Annotated in this window: 15 protein-coding genes; 6 read left to right on the top strand and 9 right to left on the bottom strand. The window is 73.7% G+C overall.

The features are described 5' to 3' along the window. Positions 1-3: 3 nt before the first annotated feature. From BLA60_RS02310 to BLA60_RS02320, 3 genes are read right to left on the bottom strand one after another with little or no spacing between them, the layout of a single operon-like run. A complete protein-coding gene (locus BLA60_RS02310; RefSeq protein WP_075130979.1) occupies positions 4-1,440 on the bottom strand; it encodes an AfsR/SARP family transcriptional regulator in 1,437 nt (478 codons plus the stop codon). Between the two features lie 43 nt (positions 1,441-1,483). Then, entirely contained in the window at positions 1,484-2,899 is a 1,416-nt protein-coding gene (locus BLA60_RS02315; protein ID WP_154814062.1) for an aminotransferase class V-fold PLP-dependent enzyme, read from the bottom strand. A 48-nt stretch (positions 2,900-2,947) separates the two neighbouring features. Then, positions 2,948-5,647: a sensor domain-containing protein gene (locus BLA60_RS02320; protein ID WP_245811789.1), complete on the bottom strand. Its 2,700-nt coding sequence runs from the start codon at positions 5,645-5,647 to the stop codon at positions 2,948-2,950. 191 nt (positions 5,648-5,838) lie between these two features. Here BLA60_RS02320 and BLA60_RS02325 point away from each other — a divergent pair, with 191 nt between their 5' ends. Beyond that, a complete protein-coding gene (locus BLA60_RS02325) occupies positions 5,839-6,993 on the top strand; it encodes a beta-ketoacyl synthase N-terminal-like domain-containing protein (protein ID WP_075130981.1) in 1,155 nt (384 codons plus the stop codon). 36 nt (positions 6,994-7,029) lie between these two features. On the opposite strand, the gene BLA60_RS02330 is transcribed toward BLA60_RS02325, so the two are convergent. From BLA60_RS02330 to BLA60_RS02350, 5 genes are read right to left on the bottom strand one after another with little or no spacing between them, the layout of a single operon-like run. Then, positions 7,030-8,253 carry an acyl-CoA dehydrogenase family protein gene (locus BLA60_RS02330; RefSeq protein ID WP_075130982.1) on the bottom strand — a complete coding sequence of 408 codons (1,224 nt, stop codon included), beginning with the start codon at positions 8,251-8,253 and terminating at the stop codon, positions 7,030-7,032. A 1-nt stretch (position 8,254) separates the two neighbouring features. Next, complete coding sequence (locus BLA60_RS02335) at positions 8,255-10,465, bottom strand: iron-containing redox enzyme family protein (protein WP_075130983.1); 2,211 nt, start codon at positions 10,463-10,465, stop codon at positions 8,255-8,257. A gap of 9 nt (positions 10,466-10,474) precedes the next feature. Further along, entirely contained in the window at positions 10,475-11,395 is a 921-nt protein-coding gene (locus BLA60_RS02340; protein WP_075130984.1) for a 3-oxoacyl-ACP synthase, read from the bottom strand. Continuing rightward, complete coding sequence (locus BLA60_RS02345; protein WP_075130985.1) at positions 11,395-12,159, bottom strand: thioesterase II family protein; 765 nt, start codon at positions 12,157-12,159, stop codon at positions 11,395-11,397. The genes BLA60_RS02340 and BLA60_RS02345 overlap by 1 nt, the downstream gene beginning before the upstream one ends. Further along, positions 12,156-13,070: a DMT family transporter gene (locus BLA60_RS02350; RefSeq protein ID WP_075130986.1), complete on the bottom strand. Its 915-nt coding sequence runs from the start codon at positions 13,068-13,070 to the stop codon at positions 12,156-12,158. Before BLA60_RS02350 ends, BLA60_RS02345 begins: the two co-directional genes overlap by 4 nt. A 163-nt stretch (positions 13,071-13,233) precedes the next feature. Here BLA60_RS02350 and BLA60_RS02355 point away from each other — a divergent pair, with 163 nt between their 5' ends. The 5 genes from BLA60_RS02355 to fabG are packed head-to-tail and all read left to right on the top strand — an operon-like array spanning position 13,234 to position 17,248. Next, positions 13,234-13,488, top strand: coding sequence for an acyl carrier protein (locus BLA60_RS02355; protein ID WP_075130987.1), 255 nt, complete (start codon positions 13,234-13,236; stop codon positions 13,486-13,488). A gap of 2 nt (positions 13,489-13,490) precedes the next feature. Continuing rightward, positions 13,491-14,708 carry a beta-ketoacyl-[acyl-carrier-protein] synthase family protein gene (locus tag BLA60_RS02360; protein WP_245811790.1) on the top strand — a complete coding sequence of 406 codons (1,218 nt, stop codon included), beginning with the start codon at positions 13,491-13,493 and terminating at the stop codon, positions 14,706-14,708. Continuing rightward, a complete protein-coding gene (locus BLA60_RS02365; RefSeq protein ID WP_075130989.1) occupies positions 14,705-15,688 on the top strand; it encodes a beta-ketoacyl synthase N-terminal-like domain-containing protein in 984 nt (327 codons plus the stop codon). Before BLA60_RS02360 ends, BLA60_RS02365 begins: the two co-directional genes overlap by 4 nt. Then, entirely contained in the window at positions 15,685-16,518 is an 834-nt protein-coding gene (locus BLA60_RS41905; protein ID WP_084734550.1) for a 3-hydroxyacyl-ACP dehydratase FabZ family protein, read from the top strand. Before BLA60_RS02365 ends, BLA60_RS41905 begins: the two co-directional genes overlap by 4 nt. Then, positions 16,511-17,248: a 3-oxoacyl-ACP reductase FabG gene (fabG, locus tag BLA60_RS02380; protein ID WP_075130990.1), complete on the top strand. Its 738-nt coding sequence runs from the start codon at positions 16,511-16,513 to the stop codon at positions 17,246-17,248. The genes BLA60_RS41905 and fabG overlap by 8 nt, the downstream gene beginning before the upstream one ends. On the opposite strand, the gene BLA60_RS02385 is transcribed toward fabG, so the two are convergent. Beyond that, positions 17,203-17,982 (bottom strand): helix-turn-helix transcriptional regulator, encoded by a 780-nt coding sequence (locus BLA60_RS02385; protein ID WP_154814063.1) that lies wholly within the window; start codon positions 17,980-17,982, stop codon positions 17,203-17,205. The genes fabG and BLA60_RS02385 overlap by 46 nt on opposite strands. Positions 17,983-17,987 lie beyond the last annotated feature (5 nt).

Genomic DNA, 17,987 nt, shown 5'->3' on the forward strand with positions numbered 1-17,987 from the left:
GGCTCAGCCCACGGGCGGGATCAGCCGGAACACCTGACCGGCGCCGTCGGGCGTGCATGGCGCCTGGATGATGGGGGTCTCCTTGATCACTGAGGCGTTCTCGGCCATCAGACACATCCCGGAGTGGATGGCGCGGATCAGGAACCCGTCCTTGACCGAGGGAAACGGCTCAACCGAGAACTCCTCGGCCGCTTCCAGGTCGCAGTAGTCGTTGTACACCGGGGCGCCCGGATCCTTGAGGGCCTTGCGGACGCCGAGACAACCCTCGCCGAACTGGGGGTGGTCGGACAGGATGCGATAGACGCCGGTGAGCCACGGCACCAGGGAGTACACCGGGACGTCGGTGCGGCAGTCGGTCTGCATCACCTCTCCGTCCCCGCTGCTCTGGTCGGGCCGCTCCGACAGGCACAGCGACGAGTGCACCAGCTGGAAGTCGTAGACGGCGGGCTGGGGGATCCTCGGGTCGAGCGAGATCGACGGTGCGGGGCTCGACCCGGCGGTGTCGCTGGGGCTCGCGCCGGCCGGCGGGTCGTCCGGGCGCAGGGTCTGGGTGGCCACCAGGACGCCGGCCATCACCAGGATCAGCGCCGCGATGGAGACGATCACACCGGTCCGCGACCGCAGCGGTCCCGGCGCGGGCTTGACCTGGTCGGCGGTCGGCGCGTCCGGTGGCGGTTCGGCCGGTGCCGGTTCGGGTGTGCGCGGCTCGGGCGGGGAGTCGTTGGCCAGCATGAGCTGGAAGACCTCCTGCACGCGCGGGCCGGGGTCGACGCCGAGGTCGTCGGCCAGGCGCCGGCGCAGCCGGTGGTAGTGGTCGAGCGCGGCGGCCGAGCGGCCCGACCGGTGCAGCGCCAGCATCAGCTGGCCGGCGATCCGTTCGTCCAGCGGGTGTTCCTCGGCCAGCCGGAGCAGGTCGGGCAGCACCTCGGCGTGCCGGCCGTGGCCCAGGGCCAGGTCGTGGTGGTCGAGCCGGGCCTGCAGGTGGTCGTGGTCGAGGGTGTCGCGCACACCGTCCAGCCACGGGCTGGAGGTCCCGGCGAACGCCTCGCCGCGCCACAGGGCCAGGGCGTCGTCGAGCAGCGTCAGGCCGTGCCGGTCGTCGTCGGTGGCGCGGGCCGAGGCGACCAGGGCGCGGAAACGGTGCAGGTCAACGGTGTTCGGGTCGACCTCCAGCAGGTAGCCGCCGTCCTTGCGCTGGATGTCGGCGGCGCCGTCGAGCGCGGCACGCAGGTGGTGGATGTAGCCGTAGAGCGCGTTGCGGGCGCGGGCCGGGGCCTGGTCGCCCCAGACGCGGTCGACCAGCGCCGGGGTGTGCACCAGGCGGTTGGCGTCCACCAGCAGGACCGCGAGGACGCAACGTTGCCTGGCGTGCCCGAGATCGACCGGCTGGCCGTCGACGAGAACCTGAACTTCTCCAAGAAGGGTGAACTCCGCCGGCACGTCGTTGATCCTACAAACACCTGTTGTCCGGCGGTGAAGTGCGTCAGCAGCGGTCACGCGGCGGCAGGCCGTCGGTGCCGGTGAGCCGGTCGCGGTAGGTGCGCTCGGTGAACTCGGCGAACCGTTCCACGTCACCGGCGGTGGAGGCGATGCCGAAGGAGACGCGGATCGCGCCGGCCGAGGGCAGGCCGAGCAGCCGCAGGTACTCCTCGAACGAGCCGGACGCCGACGTGCCGAGCGCGCGCAGCCGGTCCAGGCCGAGGCCGAAGGCGCCCTCGCCGACCCCGGGGTTGCAGAAACACCCGGTACGCAAGGAGATCCCGGCGGCCGAGGTCTCGGCGGCGACCAGCCGCTCGTCCACGATCCGGCCGGCCCGGTCGAGCAGGTTGAACGCGATCGTGCCGCCCCGGCCCTCGGTGGTCAGCGGCCCGTAGACCACCGCCATCGGGCTGCCGTCGCTGTGGCGCAGCGCGGTCAGCCGGTCGAGCAGCCAGCGGGTCAGGCAGCGCGCCCGGGTGCCGACCAGCTCGACTCCGATCCCCTCCAACCAGTCGAGTCCGAAGTGGACGTCCGGTATGGACAGGAAGTTGAGGGTGCCGTCCTCGAACGCCGACTCGTCGGGAGCCATGGCGTGCCACGGAGTTCCGACGGTGACCGCCTTGATCGTGCCACCGGAGAACCACGGCCGCCGCAGCTTCGCCAGCGCCTCCCGGCGCGCCACCAGGCACCCGACACCGGTCGGATAGCCGAACAGCTTGTACCAGCTGACGATCAGGAAGTCCGGGTGGATCACCGACAGGTCCAGCCGTGCGGTCGGCAGGTAGGCCGCCGCGTCGAGCAGCACGTCGTACCCGAGGTCCCTGGCCAGACCCACCCACTCCAGCGGGTGGCGCACCCCGCTGAAGTTGCTCTGCGCCGGGTAGCCGAACAGGCCCCGGCGACCCCTGGTCAGCTCGGCGGTCAGCACCTCGGGGTCGACCCGCAGGTCCGGGGCGGTGCCCGGGACGTAGTCGGTGGTGGTCCGCGCGCACCGGGCGAACTCCCGCACCCCGTTGAGCGAGTTGTGGTTGTCGCAGGTCAGCACGAGCCGGGAGGCGCGGGAGAACGGATACGCCTCGCCCACCAGCCGGGCCGCGCCGGTCGCGTTCGGGGTGAAGACCGCGACGTACTCGTCGGGATCGGCGTTGAGGTGGGCCAGCACCCGCGCCCGGGTGCGCGCCACCATCTCGGTGGCCGCCGAACTGGTCGGGTTGACCGAGTGCGGGTTGCCGAACAGCGTGCCGGACAACCGTGTCGCGTGCGCGGCGATCTGGGCGCGGGCCGCCAGCCCGGCGCCGGTGTAGTCCAGGTACACGTGCCCCTGCTCGTCGAGGTACCCGTACTCGGTCCTGCGCAGCTCGTCGAGCCGCGCCGTCGCCGCGTAGTCCGGGTCCGCACGCAGGATCCCCCCGGTGGTCACGGGTGAATCCTCCTCCTCGACGGCGCCGAGCAGAATCCCCGAAAAGGGTCAGAGTTGGTCCGCGGGCACCGGCCGGCCGAGGTGGTAGCCCTGCGCCAGGTCGCAGCCCAGCTCACGCAGGATCTCCAGCTGGTGCTCGTGCTCGACACCCTCGGCGACCACCGTCAGGTCCACCGCGTGGGCCATCGCGATGATGCTGGTGACGATCGCCTCCGCGTCCCGGGACTCACCCAGGCCGGAGACGAACGTGCGGTCGATCTTGAGCGTGTCCAGCGGCAGGGTCATCAGCTGGGCCAGCGACGAGTACCCGGTGCCGAAGTCGTCGATCGCCAGCCGGGCGCCGAGTTCGCGCACCGCGGCCAGGGTGCGGCCGGCGGCGGTCGGGTCGAGCATCAGCGCGCTCTCGGTGATCTCCAGGCACATCGCGCTCGGCGGCAGCCCCGAGACCTGGCTCGCCTCCCGCACGGCCGGCACCAGCGCCGGGTCGTCGAGCTGGCGGGCCGAGAGGTTCACGGTGAGCTGTAGGCCGGGATAACGCTGGCGCGGCCCGAGGATCTCCTCGGTCGCCATGCGCAGCATGTGCCCGCCGATGAGGTTGATCAGGTCGCTGTCCTCGGCCAGCGGGATGAACTCCGCCGGCGAGATGAGCCCGTAGCGCGGGTGGTTCCAGCGCAGCAGCGCCTCCACGGTCGTCGTCTCGCCCGTCCGCAGGTCCACGATCGGCTGGTAGGCCAGCCACAGCTGGCCCCGGCGCGGCGCCTCCCGCAGGTCCTGTTCGAGCTGGAGGCGGCGGTGGGTGCGCTCGCGCAGGTCGACGTCGAAGAACGCGTGCCGGCCCCGGCCCTTCGTCTTCGCCTGGTACATCGCCAGGTCCGCGTCGCGCAGCAGCTCGTCGCCCTGGCGGCCGTCGTCCTCGCCGGCGATCACGATGCCCACGCTCGCGTCGATGTGCAGGCGCCGCCCGTCCACGGCCACCGGCCGGTTCAGCTCGGTGCGGATGTGCTCGGCCAGCCCGGTCGCCGCCTCCGGGCCGGAGATGTCGTGCGCGATCACGACGAACTCGTCGCCGCCCAGCCGGCCGACGATGTCGTCCTCGCGGGTGCTGCCGCACAGCCGCGTGCCGACGATCTGCAGCACCTTGTCGCCGATCGCGTGGCCCAGCGAGTCGTTGATGACCTTGAACTTGTCCAGGTCGATGAACAGCACCGCGGTCGAGCCCGAGCGCCGGACGCGCTGCGCCGGGTTGAGCCGGGCGATGGCGACCGTGCGGTTGTACAGGCCGGTGAGCGCGTCGTGGGTGGCCTCGTACTCGCGCCTCCCGTCGATCATCCGCCGCTCGGTGATGTCGGTCATCGACACCACCACCGCCAGCGGCGGCTCGTCGTCCGGGTTGAGTGCCCGGCAGCTGACCGACAGCCACACCCGGCTGCCGTCGGGCTTGGTGGCGCAGACGATCTGGCCGTTGCGCGGCTGGCCGGTGCGGCGGGTGTAGGCGGTCGGGTAGCGCAACTGCGGCAGCCGCGCGCCGTTCTCGTCGTAGAGCTCGGCCAGCGAGGACGCCAGGCCGACCACGTCCTGGCCGGTGACCCCGAGGATGCGCTCGGCGGCCGGGTTGACCGACTCGATCCGCCCGGTCGCGCCGGTGACCACCACGCCCTCCTCGATGGCCGCCACCACCGAGGTGAAGTGCTGCTCGGCGCGGCGGCGGGCGGTCTCGTCGGCACAGATCAGCACGTAGCCGCCGTCCATGCTCGCCACCGACACCCGCACCGCGCGCAGCCGCCCGTCGGTGCCCCGGTGCACCGCCTGGACCACGCCGCCGGCGCCCAGGATCACCGCCGGGTCCAGCGGGGCGCCGACCAACTGGTCGATCGGCTGGCCGATCGCCTCGTACGCGTGGTGCCCGTAGACCAGTTCGGCGCTGGGGTTCCAGCTGGTGACGATCCCGTGCTCGGTGGTGGCGATCAGGGCGTCGCTGACGTGGGCCACCAGCGCCGCCTGGTAGCGCAGCGCGGCCTCGGCCGCCTTCTGCGCCGAGACGTCCCGCATGATCACCTGGTAGGCGGGGGTGCCCTCCCAGGTGATCCGCACCGCCACCGACTCGACGGTGATCGTGGTGCCGTCCACCCGCAGCAGCACGGTGTCCGACGCGCCGCTGGTCGCGCCGGGCTCGTCGAGCTGGGAGATGCGTTCGAGCAGGTCGGGCAGGGAGTCCGGGTGCACGAAGTCGACGATCGGCCGGCCGACCATGTCCGAGGCGGAGGCCGCCCTGGCGAACCGCACGGTCGCCGGGTTCGCGTACACCAGCCGGCCGGCCTGGTGCACGACGATCGCGTCCGGGGTCAGGTCGACCAGCAGGCGGTACCGGTCGCTGAGTTCCTGGCGTTTGTCGTGGCCGCTGCTCAGGTCGGTGGCCACGCCGATCAGCGTGCGGTTGTCCGACAGCGCGGAGACCCGCGCCCGGAAGCGGATCCGGCGCACGGTCCCGTCCGGCAGCGGGCACGGCTGCTCCAGCTCGTAGCCCTGCCAGGCCGGGTCGGTGCCCGCGGCGGTGACCAACGGGCGAACCAGCTGGGCCAGACGGGCGCGGACCTGGTCGTCCTCGGCGCCGGCCAGACCGATCAGGGCGTCCAGGCCGGGGGTCCAGGTGATGGCGGCGGTCCTGGGATCGAACGTCCAGACGATGGCGGACCCCGCCGAGAGGGTCAGTTCGGTTACCGCCTCATGGACGATACCCGTGTCGCCCATTAGGCCGCTCATGTCCTGGCCGCCTGGCCCCATGTTCCGTCCGTTCCGTTGTGGAATGACCAATGTGGATTATCCCCGTCACGTTCGAGCCGTCCCACCTTAGTGGCGCGGTTATCATGGTTGGGTCGGCGCTGGTCATGGTGCCTTTCCCGTTGTGCGCGCCGGCCCGGCGAACGACGAGGGGAGCGTGGATGGTTGCGCGGCACCTCGGCATCTGTGGAATCGGTGCGGTCAGCGGCTACGGCTGGGGCCGGGAGAACCTGTGGGACGGGTTGGTCTCCGGCACACCGGCCGCGCGGGCGCTGACCGACCCGGACTCCGGCGAACCGGTGTGGGCGGCCAGGGTTCCCGACGGCGGTGATCCCGAGGACGGCCAGACCAGGTTCGCCAGGGCCATGCGCGCCGCCGCCCGTGAGGCCATCCAGGACGCCGGGACCAGGGGTTGGCGGCCGGGCCGCCGGGTGGGTCTGCTGCACGCGGTCGTGCTCGGCGAGGTCGAGCTGTGGCGCGAGCTGTACACCGCCCGCGCCGGGAACCTGCCGGTGCACGAGTACCTGGCGCTGATGCCGTCCACGCCGATGACCACGCTGATGCGCGAGTACGGCTTCCACGGCCCGGCGATGACCGTCTCGGCGATGTGCGCGTCCGGCAACGCGGCGTTGATCACCGCCAAGTCGTGGCTGGACACCGGTGTCGTGGACGACGTGGTGTTCGTGGCGACCGACCTGTCGCTGACCCCGGAGAACGTCCGGCACTTCGTGCGCCTGGGGGTGGCGGTGGTCGACGAGGAGCCGCTGGCGGCCTGCCGCCCGTTCCAGGAGGGCAGCCGGGGTTTCGTGGTCGGCGAGGCGTCGGTGGCGTTCGTGCTCTCCACCCGCTCCGACCGGCCCTACGCGCTGGCGCTGGGCGGGGCGATGTCCCACGACGCGCACCACGTGACGTCGATCGACCCGGAGCTGACCCACATCATGGCCTGCGTGCGGGAGGCGTTGGAGACCACCGGGACCTCGGCCGCCGACGTGCGTTTCCTCAACGCCCACGGGCCGGGCACCGAGCAGTGCGACCGCGCGGAGACCGCCGTGCTGGAACAGATCTTCCCCGACGACACCGCCGTGTTCTCGGTCAAGCCGCTGACCGGGCACTGCCAGAGCGCGGCCTCGGCGATCGAGGTCGCGGTGAGCGCGTTGGGCTACGACCGGGGGCTGCTGCCGGCGCCGCCGACGGTCGCGCCCGGCCACCCCAACCTGCTCGACGGCCCGACCCCGATCTCCGGTGGGATCACGGTCAAGTCCTCGATCGGGATGGGTGGCCACAACTCGGCGGTCGTGTTGGCCCCGCCCGCGTGAACCCACCACCGGCATGGCGCGACCGTGCCCGCATGGTCAACGTTCTGTCAAGGCCCGGTTCCGTTCCGGGTTCGCCGGGGTGGCCCGGCGCGGGTCGATCGCGCTCGCGATGATCGTCTTCTGGATCTCGCTGGTGCCCTCGTAGACGCGCAGCGCCCGCACCTGGCGGTAGAGCCGTTCCGGCACGCTGCCGCTGACCAGACCGGCCGCGCCGAACACCTGGACCGAGGCGTCGACGATCTCCTGGGCGGCCTCGGTGGCGTGCAGCTTGGCGATGCTGGAGTGCCGGGCGAAGCGCCGGTTGCCGGTGTCGGTCTCCCACGCCGCCCGCGCCACCAGCAGCGCCGCGGCGTTGAGCTTGACCTCCATGTCGGCGAAGGTGGCCCGGATGGTCGGCAGGTCGAACAGGGTGGCCTCGCCCATCGGCCGGGCGCGTGCCCAGCCCAGCGCGGCGTCGGCGGCCCGCCGGGCGTAGCCGACGGCCGCGGCGCCGACGGTCATCCGGTAGCGGTCCAGCATGTCCATGGCCACGACGAATCCCTGGCCGGGCCGGCCCAGGACACACTCGGCCGGCACCCGGCAGTCCTCGAAGTCCAGGTGGGCGAAGGCGCGCGGGGCGATGGCGGCGATCCGTTCGCGGACCCGCAGGCCGGGGCTGGCGCCGGGGACCAGGAACGCGGTCAGGCCCAGCGCGCCGGGGCCCTCGCCGGTGCGGGCGATCACGCACAGCACGTCGGCGATGGCGGCGTGGGCGATCCACGCCTTGTCGCCGTTGAGCACGTAGTCCTCGCCGTCGCGCTCGGCGCGCAGCCCGAGGCCGGCGATGTCCGAGCCCCGGTCCAGTTCGGAGAGCGCGAAGGAGGCGATCAGCTCGCCGCTGGCCAGGCCGGGCAGGTAGCGGGCCTTCTGGGCGTCGGTGCCGAAGCGGGTGATCGGGCGGGCGGCGAGGGTGTGCACGGCGAAGCAGTTGTCGGGGGTGTCGTCGGTGTAGGCGAGGATCTCGCGGCCAAGGCACAGCGTCCGGAAGTCACCGTCGGCCGGCCGTCCGTTGGCGGGGTCGAGGAAGCCGAACCAGCCGTCCTCGCCCAGGGCGCGCAGCGTGCGCCGCACGGCCTGCTCACGGAACTCGTCCTGCTCGTGCGGCACGTCCCACAGGTCGGTGTGCCCGGCGCACCAGCGGTCGAGGCGCTGCGCGTGGTCGAGGTGTCGCGGTTCGTAGAAGGGCAGGCCGAGGATCTCCCGGTCGAAGGACGTGCTCACGTCAGATCACCAACTCGTTCGCGTTCTCGGCGGGGGCGTCGGCCACGGGGGTGTCGGTCAGCTCGGCCATCAGCTGGGGTTCGGCGAAGTAGGCGAAGGAGGCGTAGCCACGCCAGATCCGCCGCCACTCCGTGTCTACAGAGGACGGTCCGAGATCACGTCGGACGTCGTCGAGGTAGGAGGTGATCGCGTCCACCGCCTGCCGGGAGTGGCCGGCGGAGAAGTTGTCGATCGTCAGGTGCGCCTCCTCGTAGGCGGTGTCGAAACCGTGGTGGCGCAGGCGCTGGATCTCGTTCATCCGCATCTGGCCCAGCCCGTACATCTCGATCCCGAGGTTGTAGCCGAGGATCTCGTTGTAGAAGGTGTCCGGGAACAGCGACAGGCTCAGCTGGTGGTTGGCCGACTCGTACTGCCGGTGGCTCTCGGAGAGCTGGTCCTGCTCGCGGAACTCCGGGCAGCGCAGGTGCGGCAGCACGAAGTCCATGCTGGCCAGCACCTGGTGGATCAGCGTCAGGTGGTTCTTGGCCAGCTCGCCCCGGCCCATCTCGTCGGCGTAGATGGCCAGCAGCAGGCCGTCGCTGGCCCGCCGGTAGCGCCCGACGTTGCCGATGCGGTGTGCCCAGGTGCCGTCGATCAGGTTGCCCAGCGCGAGGTCGGCCTGGCCGAAGCGGACCTCCTCGCGGCCGGGGATCTCGGTCAGCGGCCGGTAGGGCTCGACGAGCTTCTCCCAGTACACCCGGTCGACGCGGGCGGCGAGCGCCTCGGGGGAGTAGTCGAACCAGCTGGCGTCGGTGAACCGGCCGCGCGCGCCGTGGGTGAACATGATCTCCGCGTCGACCAGGCCGCGCAGCGCCCGGCGCCTGGCCAGCGGCAGCAGGTTCGGGAAGTGCTCGACGTTCACCAGCCGGTAGAGGGTTTCGCGCTCGTCGGGCAGGCCGGGGTCGGCGAAGCGCACGTGGGGCGGGTCGGCCGCCGCCACCGCGGCGGACAGGCGCGCGGCGGCGTCGTCACCGGCGCGGTTCTCGTCGATCTCGATCGGTGACCGGTCGCCGCTCTGGGCCAGCGCGACCCACTCGGCGAGGGTCGCGGCCTCGTCCTCGTCGAAGATGCCGAACATCGGGCCGCCGAAGCGCAGCGCGTCGAGCAGCCGGCAGCCGCCGGTGGGCAGCGGCTTGACCTGGCGGGAGCGGCGCAGCTCGTCGAGGAACGCGGCGAGGTCCAGGTCGGGGTCGGCGAAGGTGTCGGTGAGCCGCTGCCCACGCACGGTGACACCGCCGTGCTGGCGGCCGGCGAACGGCGCGTGCCGGGCGACGATGTCGGCGACCCGGGAGTGCACCGAGCGGCCGGCGTGCCAGTCGGCCAGCTCGACCAGCAGCCGGGTCTGCTCCAGCTCCAGCTCGACGACGCGGGCCACCGAGGCGCGCAGCCGGGCGCGTTCGGCCGGGCCCCTCGGCGAGGTGGCGGTCAGCGACAGGTACTCGGCGAGCGTGGCCCGCAGGCCGTGCTCGGCCAGCACGGGCGGCACGCCGGCGAGCCGGTCGTCGACGGCCAGCGCGTGGAAGGCGTAGTGCGCGCCGACGACCTCGGGCAGCAGGCTGGTGGCCACCCGGGACAGCGCGAGGTGGAAGCACGCGTGCCAGGCGGTCAGCGGGCGGGTCCTGGCGGCGGTGAGGAACGCGTCGGCCGCCAGGTCGGGCAGGTCGATCCCGTCCTGTTCCAGCGCGCGGTGCCGGACGTGGTGCACCGAGCGCTGCGGGCTGCCGTCGCCCTTGAGCGTGAGGTGGTCGCGCAGCAGCCGGTTGACGATGATCGCCGGCTGGGTGGCCGGTGAGGACACCGTGTCCAGCCAGCAGCCGCCGAGCTGGCCGATGACCGCCCGCTCCCGCGCGGCGGCCCGGCGGTGCGCCGGCTCGTGCCGGGCGAGGGCGTCGAGCAGGACCCCGATCCGCGCCCGCGCGTCCGCGACGACGGCGACGACGTCCTCGGTGCTGACGTCCTCGGTGCTGGTCTCCCCCTCTCCCGGCGGTGGCAGGAAGGCGTGCACGATCCGGCGCGCGGCCAGCTGCGCGGCCTCGGACTCCTGGTCGCGCAGCAGCCGGCGGAACACCGCGCGCGGGTCACCGGCCAGCAGCTCGGCGGCCCGCTCCCCGGTGCCGGGGGTGAACTCGACGGTGGTGAGCGCCGATGACGTGGTCCGGTCCGGCAGTTCCATGTCCGCCTCCTACTGTCCGGCCCGCCGGCGCAGCAGCACACCGGCGCGCGAGCCGGGCACGCTGGCCGCCAGCAGGTAGTGCGCGCCGTCGCGCAGCTGGCCGGCCCGGTCGCGGTCGACCAGGTTGATCAGCGGGTCGGCGGCGAAGCAGTGCCCGAGCCGGGTGATGTTGTCCAGGTGGAGCTGGGTCGCCTCGAACCCGGCCTGCATCTCCTTGAGGTACACGACCGGCTTGTAGACGTTGGTGTGCAGCAGGCCGGCCAGGTCGGTCACCGCCAGACCGAACGGCGTGAGCAGCCGCTCGTTGACCCGCACGCTCAGCTCGGGGTTGATCTCGTTGGCCCAGTCCAGCTCGCCGGCCCTGGTGGCGCTGGCGCAGCCGAGCAGTTCCTGGTCGCCGGGGTCCTCGCTGGTCACCAGGCAGCTGGCGGCGCCATCGCTGAACAGTGCGAACTTGTCCATCCGGGTGGTCTCGTCGGTGACCCGGTCGGTGGTGACGACCAGGACCCGCCGGTGGCGCCCGGAGCGCACGTACGCGTCGGCGACGTGGAGGCCGGCGAGCAGGTTCGTGCACCGGTTGAGGCCGACCCCGACGAAGTCCGCGTCGGGAGTGCCCAGCCCGGTGAGCACCCGTTCGACGAACGCCCCGTGCACACCGGTGCCGACCGGGAAACCGGTCGAGCACAGCACGACCGCCTCGACCGCCGCCGGGTCGAGGCCGGCCGACGCCAGGGTCGCGGCACCGGACTCGACGGCCAGGTCCTCGATGGCCCGTTCGGTGCGCCGGACCGTGCCCCAGCCCCACAGGTTCGCCCTCGGCTTCATCCGGAACTCGGCGACCCGCTCGGCGAAGCCGGTGATCGCGGTGTGGTCCAGCTCTGTCTCACCCAGCACGTAGTGCGGCGCGGTGAGCACGACGGGGCGGTCCACTAGATCACCTCGACGTGGTCGTTGGCGGTGTCGGCGGCGGGGTCGCGCCGCAGGGCCGCGCGCAGGACGTCGGTGACCGCGCCGGGGCGGTCGGTGAAGTAGAAGTGGCCGCCCGCGCGCCAGTGGTAGTCGGGCACCGAGGTGAACTCGCGTTCCCACGGGTGCAGCACGCCGCCGCCGACCCGCCAGTCGTCGTCCCCGTTGACCAGCGACGCGGCCACCGGCAGCGGCTCGGCCGGCCGGTAGCGGTAGCCGGCGAACAGCCGCACGTCGGCCCGCAGCGCCGCCAGCAGCAACTCGGCGACCTCGGGGTCCTCGACGATCTCCCTGGCCAGGCCCTCGTGCCGGGCGGTCGCCTCGACGAACTCGTCCCACGGCAGGCCGGCGGCCCACACGATGTACTCGGTCGGCAGCAGCGACGGCGCCGCGCAGCCGGAGACCACCAGGTGGCGGACCCGCTCCGGCAGCCGCCGGGCGACCTCGAAGGCGATCAGACCACCGAGGCTGTGCCCGGCCAGACACACCGGCCCGGTCAGGTCGCCGACCGCGGCGGCCGCGTCGTCGGCCAGCTCCGCCAGGCTCGCCGGCGCCGGCTCGGCGAACCGGTGGGCCCGGCCGGGGGCGCACGCCACCCGGACCGTCACCTCCGGCAGCTCCCGCTGCCAGGCGAGGTAGGTCCGAGGGTCGCCGCCGGCGTGCGGGAAGCAGACCACGGTCGGCGCGTCCGGTCCCGGCCCGCCGTCGGTGAGGAACCAGGCGCTCATCGCCGCTCCGCCGGTACCGGGGCGGCGGCGCGCCGGCGGGACAGGGCGACTCCGGCCAGGCACAGCACGCCGCCGGCCACGGCCAGCAGCCCCGGCACCTCGCCGAGCAGCACCCAGGACATCAGGATCGCCAGTACCGGCACCAGGAACGTGGTGATGCCCATGACACTGGCCGGGGTCCTGGCCAGCGCGTAGGCCCAGGTGGAGAACGCCAGCGCGGTGGGCAGCACACCCAGGTACACGACGTTCAGGATGGCCGAGGGGGTCGCGTCGCCGAGTTCGGTGACCAGCTGGCCGGTGAACGGCAGGCACGCGACGGCCCCGACGACACAGCCGAAGGTGGTCACCTGGGCGGCGGAGGCCTTGCGCAGCGCGGGTTTCTGCAGGATCACCCCGCCGGCGGAGGCGACAGCGGCGAGCACGCACAGCAGCACGCCGCGCAGCGAGTCGTCGGTCGAGCCGGCGACCGAGAGTCCGATGAGGACGGTACCGGCGACGGCCACCCCGAGCCCGGTGACCAGGTTCCTGGACAGCTGCTCGCCCAGCAGCGCGCCGCTCACCGAGGCGACCAGGATCGGCGCCAGCCCGATGAGCATGGCGGCCGTGCCGGCGTCGACCTCCTGCTCGCCCCAGTTCAGCGCGACCTGGTAGAGGGCGAACCAGAGCACCCCCGACCCGGCGATGGCCGGCCAGGCGGCGCGCGGCGGCAGCCCACCCCGGCGCAGCACCAGGATCGCGACCAGGACCGCCGAGGCGACCAGCAGCCGGCCCAGCGCCAGCGCGCCGTGCGAGAACGACGGTGCGGCGGCGCGGATGCCGACGAACGCGGAGGCCCAGAGCAGCATGGTGACGACGACGGCCGCGATGGCCAGCCGCTGCCCGCCGGGCGCCGGCTCGGATGGCGGACTCATGGTCGGTGAGGCTAGCCGGGCGCCGGCCCCCGGCAGGGCGTGCGCGCTGGCAGGAACCTGTCAGCGCCGGCCGGGGGCGACCACTTCCTGCAATCGCCGGCTCTCCCGTCGGCCCGTCGGCCGGTCGTAGACTCCGGCCGACAACCGAAGGAGGTCGGTCGCGATGACCTCGATGATCGAGTCCCGCAAGCAGGAGATCCGCCGGATCGTCTGCGAGACACTGGAAATCGACCCCGACGTGGTGACCGACGACAGCTCGTTCCGCGACGACCACGACGCCGACTCGTTGCGTGCCATCGAGATCGTCGCCGCGCTCGAGGAGGAGCTGGAGATCAAGATCGACCAGAGCGAGCTGGTGCGCATGGTCGATCTCGCCGGGGTGTACGCCGTGGTGTCCGAGGCGTTCGGCGAGCGGTGAACGTGCCTGCCGGCCGGCGCCGCGTGGTGGTCACCGGCCTCGGCGCGGTGACCGCGATCGGCGTCGGCGCGCCGGAGTTCGGCGCCGGGCTGCGCGCCGGCCGGGACGCCGCCCGACCGGTGAGTTCCCCGGCGCTCAAGGACTTCGGGCACGCCAACGCCTGCGAGGTCGGCGAGTTCGACCCGTCACCGTGGCTGCGGACCGTCGACCCGGCGACCGTCGGCCGGGCCGCCGGGTTCGGGCTCGCGGCCGCCAGGATGGCGACCGGAGGCGTGCCGGCCGAGGTACTGGCCGGGCGGCCGAGCGTGGTGGCGATGGGCACCGCCTACGGCGAGGCGGCCACCGACCTCGACCGGTTGACCGAGCAGGAGATCGCCGGCGGTCCGGCCGGGATGGATCCCGCCCTGGCCCGGCGGATGAGCGCCGGGCGCCTGGCCACCGCGGTGGCCAGGGAACTGGGGTTGCGCGACACCGAGGCGGTCACCCTGCCGACCGCGTGCGCCGCCGGCAACTACGCCATCGGGTACGGCCTGGACGCGATCCGCACCGGCGACGCCGACCTGGCGGTGTGCGGCGGCGCGGACGCCCTGTGCCGCAAGACGATGGCCGGCTTCACCCGGCTCGGCGCGATGGACCCCGACCGCTGCCGCCCGTTCGACAGCGGCCGTGCCGGCATGCTCGCCGGCGAGGGTGCCGCCGTGCTGCTGCTGGAGGAACTGGAGCACGCGCTGGCCAGGGGCGCCGACATCCACGCCGAGGTCCTCGGCTACGGGCTGAGCTGCGACGCCGAGCACCCGGTGGCCCCGGCCGTCGACGGGGTGGCCCGGGGCATGCGCCGCGCGCTGCGTGACTCCGGGGTCGAACCGTCCACGGTGGACCTGATCTCCGCGCACGGCACCGCCACCCAGGCCAACGACCTCGCCGAGGCGCGGGCCATCCACGAGGTGTTCGCCGACGGCCCACCCAGAACGGTCGGCCTCAAGTCGATGCTCGGCCACACCCTCGGCGCGTCCGCCGCGCTCGGCGCGGTCGGCTGCGTGCTGGCCATCGAGGGCGGGTTCGCGCCGCCGACGATCAACCACCGGGAGACCGACCCGGAGTGTGACCTGGACTGCGTGCCGAACGCGGCGGTCGAGGCGGACCTGCGGGTGGTGCAGAGCAACGCGCTGGCCTTCGGCGGCAACAACGCCATCGTCCTGTTCGGACGGTACCCGGCATGAGCGTCCTCACCGCCTGGTCGGCCGTCTCCCCCTACGGCATCGGCGCCACGGCCTTCGCCGACGGTCTGCACGCCGCCGCGACCCGCACCCCCGCCGAACCGGGCCTGCCGCCGGCCGGGCTGGTTCCGGACTTCGAGCCGAGAACGCTGCTGGGCGCCAAGGGCACCCGCTGGCTGGACCGCGTCTCGGCGCTGGCCGTGGTGGCCACCGGCGAGATCGTCCGCGCGGCCGGTGACCTCGGCCAGGAACCCGGGCTGGTGCTCGGCGTCACCAACGGCAGCGCGCGGAGCATGCTGGAGCTGACCAGGGACTCGCTGGTCAAGGCCCGCCCGGAGTTCGTGAAACCGGGCCAGTTCCCCAACACCCTGATGAACTCCGCCGCCGCCCAGTGCGCCATCTTCCACCGGCTGCGCGGTCCGAACGCGACCGTCGCCGCCGGCCGCACCTCCGGGCTGCTGGCCCTGCGCTACGCCCGCCGCCTCCAGCGCACCGGCCGCGCGGAGGCGGTGCTGTGCGGTGCTGCCGAGGAGTACTCCGGCACCCGTGCCTGGTTCGCCCAGCACGCCGCCCCCGGCCCGGACCTCGGCGAGGGCTGCGCCATGTTGCTGCTCGGACCGCCCGGCCGCCCCGGCATCGCGGAGGTCGCCGGCCTGGCGTTCGGCGTGTTCGACGAGCCGGCGACCGCCGGCCAGGCCCTGGACCGCTGTGTGCGCCGGCTGCTCGACGCCCAGCCCGGCCCGCTCTGGGCGCACGCCACCGCGCACGACCCCGTGCTGTCCACCACCGACGTCGATGCGCAGGTGCGGCTGCCGCTGGCCGAGTTGGTCGGCGACACGCACGCCGCGTCGGCGGCGCTGGCGGTGGCCGCCGTCCTCGCGCTGGCCCCGGACGCCCCCGGACGCCTCGCCCTGGTGACGGCCACCGACCGGGACGGCACGGTCGGCGCCGCGCTGCTGCGGATCACCGGGGAGCGGTCGTGACCGGGTACCTGCTGCGCGAGCCGGTGACCGTCACCCGCGCCGGGGACACCGTGACCGCCACGCTCGCCGTGCGGGCCGGCGAGCCGGTGTTCGCCGGGCACTACCCGCACTTTCCCGTGTTGCCGGGCGTGTGTGTCGTGGAGAGCGTGCACCGCGCGGCGACCGGCACACTGCCCGAACCCGGGCTGGTGCTCGACGCCGTCGACACCGCGCGCTTCCTCGGCCCGGTGCGTCCCGGCGACGAGCTGACCGCCGAGCTCAGTTGGTCGGCCGACGGGGACGCGTGGTGCTGCCGCGCCAGGGCCGGCACGGCCGGCGGGCGGGTCGCGACCGTGCGCCTGCGCTACCGGGCCGACCGACCCGCCCCGGCACCGGCCGGGGACATCGCCCGGGACATCGCCCGGGACGGGATCCGGCTGGACCTCGACGGGATCACCGCGCTGATCCCGCACCGGCCGCCGATGCTGCTGCTCGACGAGGTCACCGGGCTGGTCACCGGGCAGCGGCTCACCGCCACCCGGACGGCCGTCGCGGGGGAGCCGTGGGGGCCGGCGCCGCTGGTCGAGTCCTGGTGCCAGGCGGCCGGGGTGCTCGCCCTGCACGGCACCGACCCGGCGCCCGGCCGGGTGCTGCTGCTCGGCGCCGTGCACGGCGCGGAACTGGCCGGCGCCGTCGCCCCCGGGGACGTCGTCGAGCACCGGGTCACGCTGTCCCGGGCCGATCCCGGGTCGGCCGTGCTGACCGGTGAGTCCGTTGTGGACGGACGGGTGGTGTTGCTGGTGCGGCGGGTCGTGGTGGCGGTACGCGAGCGGGAGGCAGCGGATGGGTGAGTCACGGGTGGCCATGGTCACCGGCGGGTCCCGGGGCATCGGCCGGGCGGTCGTGCTGCGGCTGGCGCGTGACGGCCACGACGTCGCGTTCTGCTACCGCGCCGAGGACGACGCCGCCCAGCGGCTGGTGACCGAGGCCGGCGAACACGGCGTGCGGGTCGTCGCCACCAGGGTCGACGTCACCGACCCCGACGCCGTGCGGCAGTGGGTCGCCGACACCCGCACCGGCCTCGGCGCCATCGACACGGTCGTCACCTCGGCCGGGGTGCTCGCCGACCGGGCGCTGGTGACCATGCGCGACACCGACTGGGACCGCGTCGTGGACACCAGCCTGGACGGCACCTTCCACGTCTGCCGGGCCGTGGTGTTCGAGATGATGAAACGCCGCGCCGGCTCGGTGGTCACCATCTCCTCGGTCGGCGGGGTGCACGGCAACGCCGGCCAGACCAACTACGCCGCAGCCAAGGCCGGCGTCATCGGGTTCACCAAGGCGCTGGCCAAGGAGGTCGGCCGCTACCGGATCCGGGCCAACGTCGTCGCCCCCGGCTACGTCGAGACCGCCATGACCGACGGCATGGACGCCAAGGCCCTCGACGACGCCAGGGCACGGATCCCGCTCGGCCGGCTCGGCCGGCCGGAGGAGGTCGCCGAGGTCGTCGCGTTCCTGGCCTCCGACCGCGCCTCCTACGTCAGCGGCGCGGTGCTCCAGGTCGACGGCGCGTTCGGCTGAGCCGCCAGCAACCGCAGCTGGGCGGCCCGCACCCCCGCCTGGAAACGGGACTCGGCCCCCATGTCCCGCAGGATCTCGGCGACGTGGCGGCGGTAGGTGCGCACCGACAGGCCGAGTTTGCGGGCCGCCGCGTCGTCCTTGTGGCCGGCGTTGAGACAGTCCAGGATCTCCCGGGTGAGCCGGTCGCCGGCCGGCGCGTCGAGCGGTGGCCTGGCCGCCTGCCACGTCCCGGTGAACAGCGCCCGCAGCGTGTGCAGGATCGACGGGGCGTAGGTGACCGTCGCCGGGCCGGGGTCGGGGCGGACCAGCGCGACCCGGTCGTCGGCCATCAGCAGCTCCGGCAGCGGGGACTCGCTGACCCGAGCGTCGATGCCGACCGCCACCGCGCTGGCCACGAACGCGGCGCCGGCCTCGGTGGAGGTGGTGGTGGGCGCGCACAGCATGCGCACGGTGATGCCGCGCAGCGGCAGCCGGCCCAGCTCGGCCAGCGCCAGCGCCGAGTCCCGCTCGGGATAGCGCGCGGGTGATGGCACGCACAGCAGCTCGCGGCGGGTGAGGGCGACCAGCCGGCGCACGGTCGCGGCCACCGCCTCGTCGTCGGCCGGCAGCTCCACGATCGGCGGCGAGCTGACCTGCCGGCGGTGGTTGGTGATCGCCGCGTCGACCAGCGCACGGGCCGACAGCAGCGCCTGCTCCAGCTCGTCGCCCGGTTCGGTGAGGGGGGTCGTGGTCACCGGCA

Origin of the sequence: Actinophytocola xinjiangensis (genome assembly GCF_001921215.1) — a bacterium.
Lineage (GTDB): Bacteria > Actinomycetota > Actinomycetes > Mycobacteriales > Pseudonocardiaceae > Actinophytocola > Actinophytocola xinjiangensis.

What these genes read in the sequence shown, in the direction of transcription:
- BLA60_RS02320 (WP_245811789.1), bottom strand. Translation starts at nt 5,647, where the DNA reads ATGGGCGACACGGGTATCGTCCATGAGGCGGTAACCGAACTGACCCTC.
- BLA60_RS02325 (WP_075130981.1), top strand. Translation starts at nt 5,839, where the DNA reads ATGGTTGCGCGGCACCTCGGCATCTGTGGAATCGGTGCGGTCAGCGGC.
- BLA60_RS02335 (WP_075130983.1), bottom strand. Translation starts at nt 10,465, where the DNA reads ATGGAACTGCCGGACCGGACCACGTCATCGGCGCTCACCACCGTCGAG.
- BLA60_RS02345 (WP_075130985.1), bottom strand. Translation starts at nt 12,159, where the DNA reads ATGAGCGCCTGGTTCCTCACCGACGGCGGGCCGGGACCGGACGCGCCG.
- BLA60_RS02350 (WP_075130986.1), bottom strand. Translation starts at nt 13,070, where the DNA reads ATGAGTCCGCCATCCGAGCCGGCGCCCGGCGGGCAGCGGCTGGCCATC.
- BLA60_RS02355 (WP_075130987.1), top strand. Translation starts at nt 13,234, where the DNA reads ATGACCTCGATGATCGAGTCCCGCAAGCAGGAGATCCGCCGGATCGTC.
- BLA60_RS02365 (WP_075130989.1), top strand. Translation starts at nt 14,705, where the DNA reads ATGAGCGTCCTCACCGCCTGGTCGGCCGTCTCCCCCTACGGCATCGGC.
- fabG (WP_075130990.1), top strand. Translation starts at nt 16,511, where the DNA reads ATGGGTGAGTCACGGGTGGCCATGGTCACCGGCGGGTCCCGGGGCATC.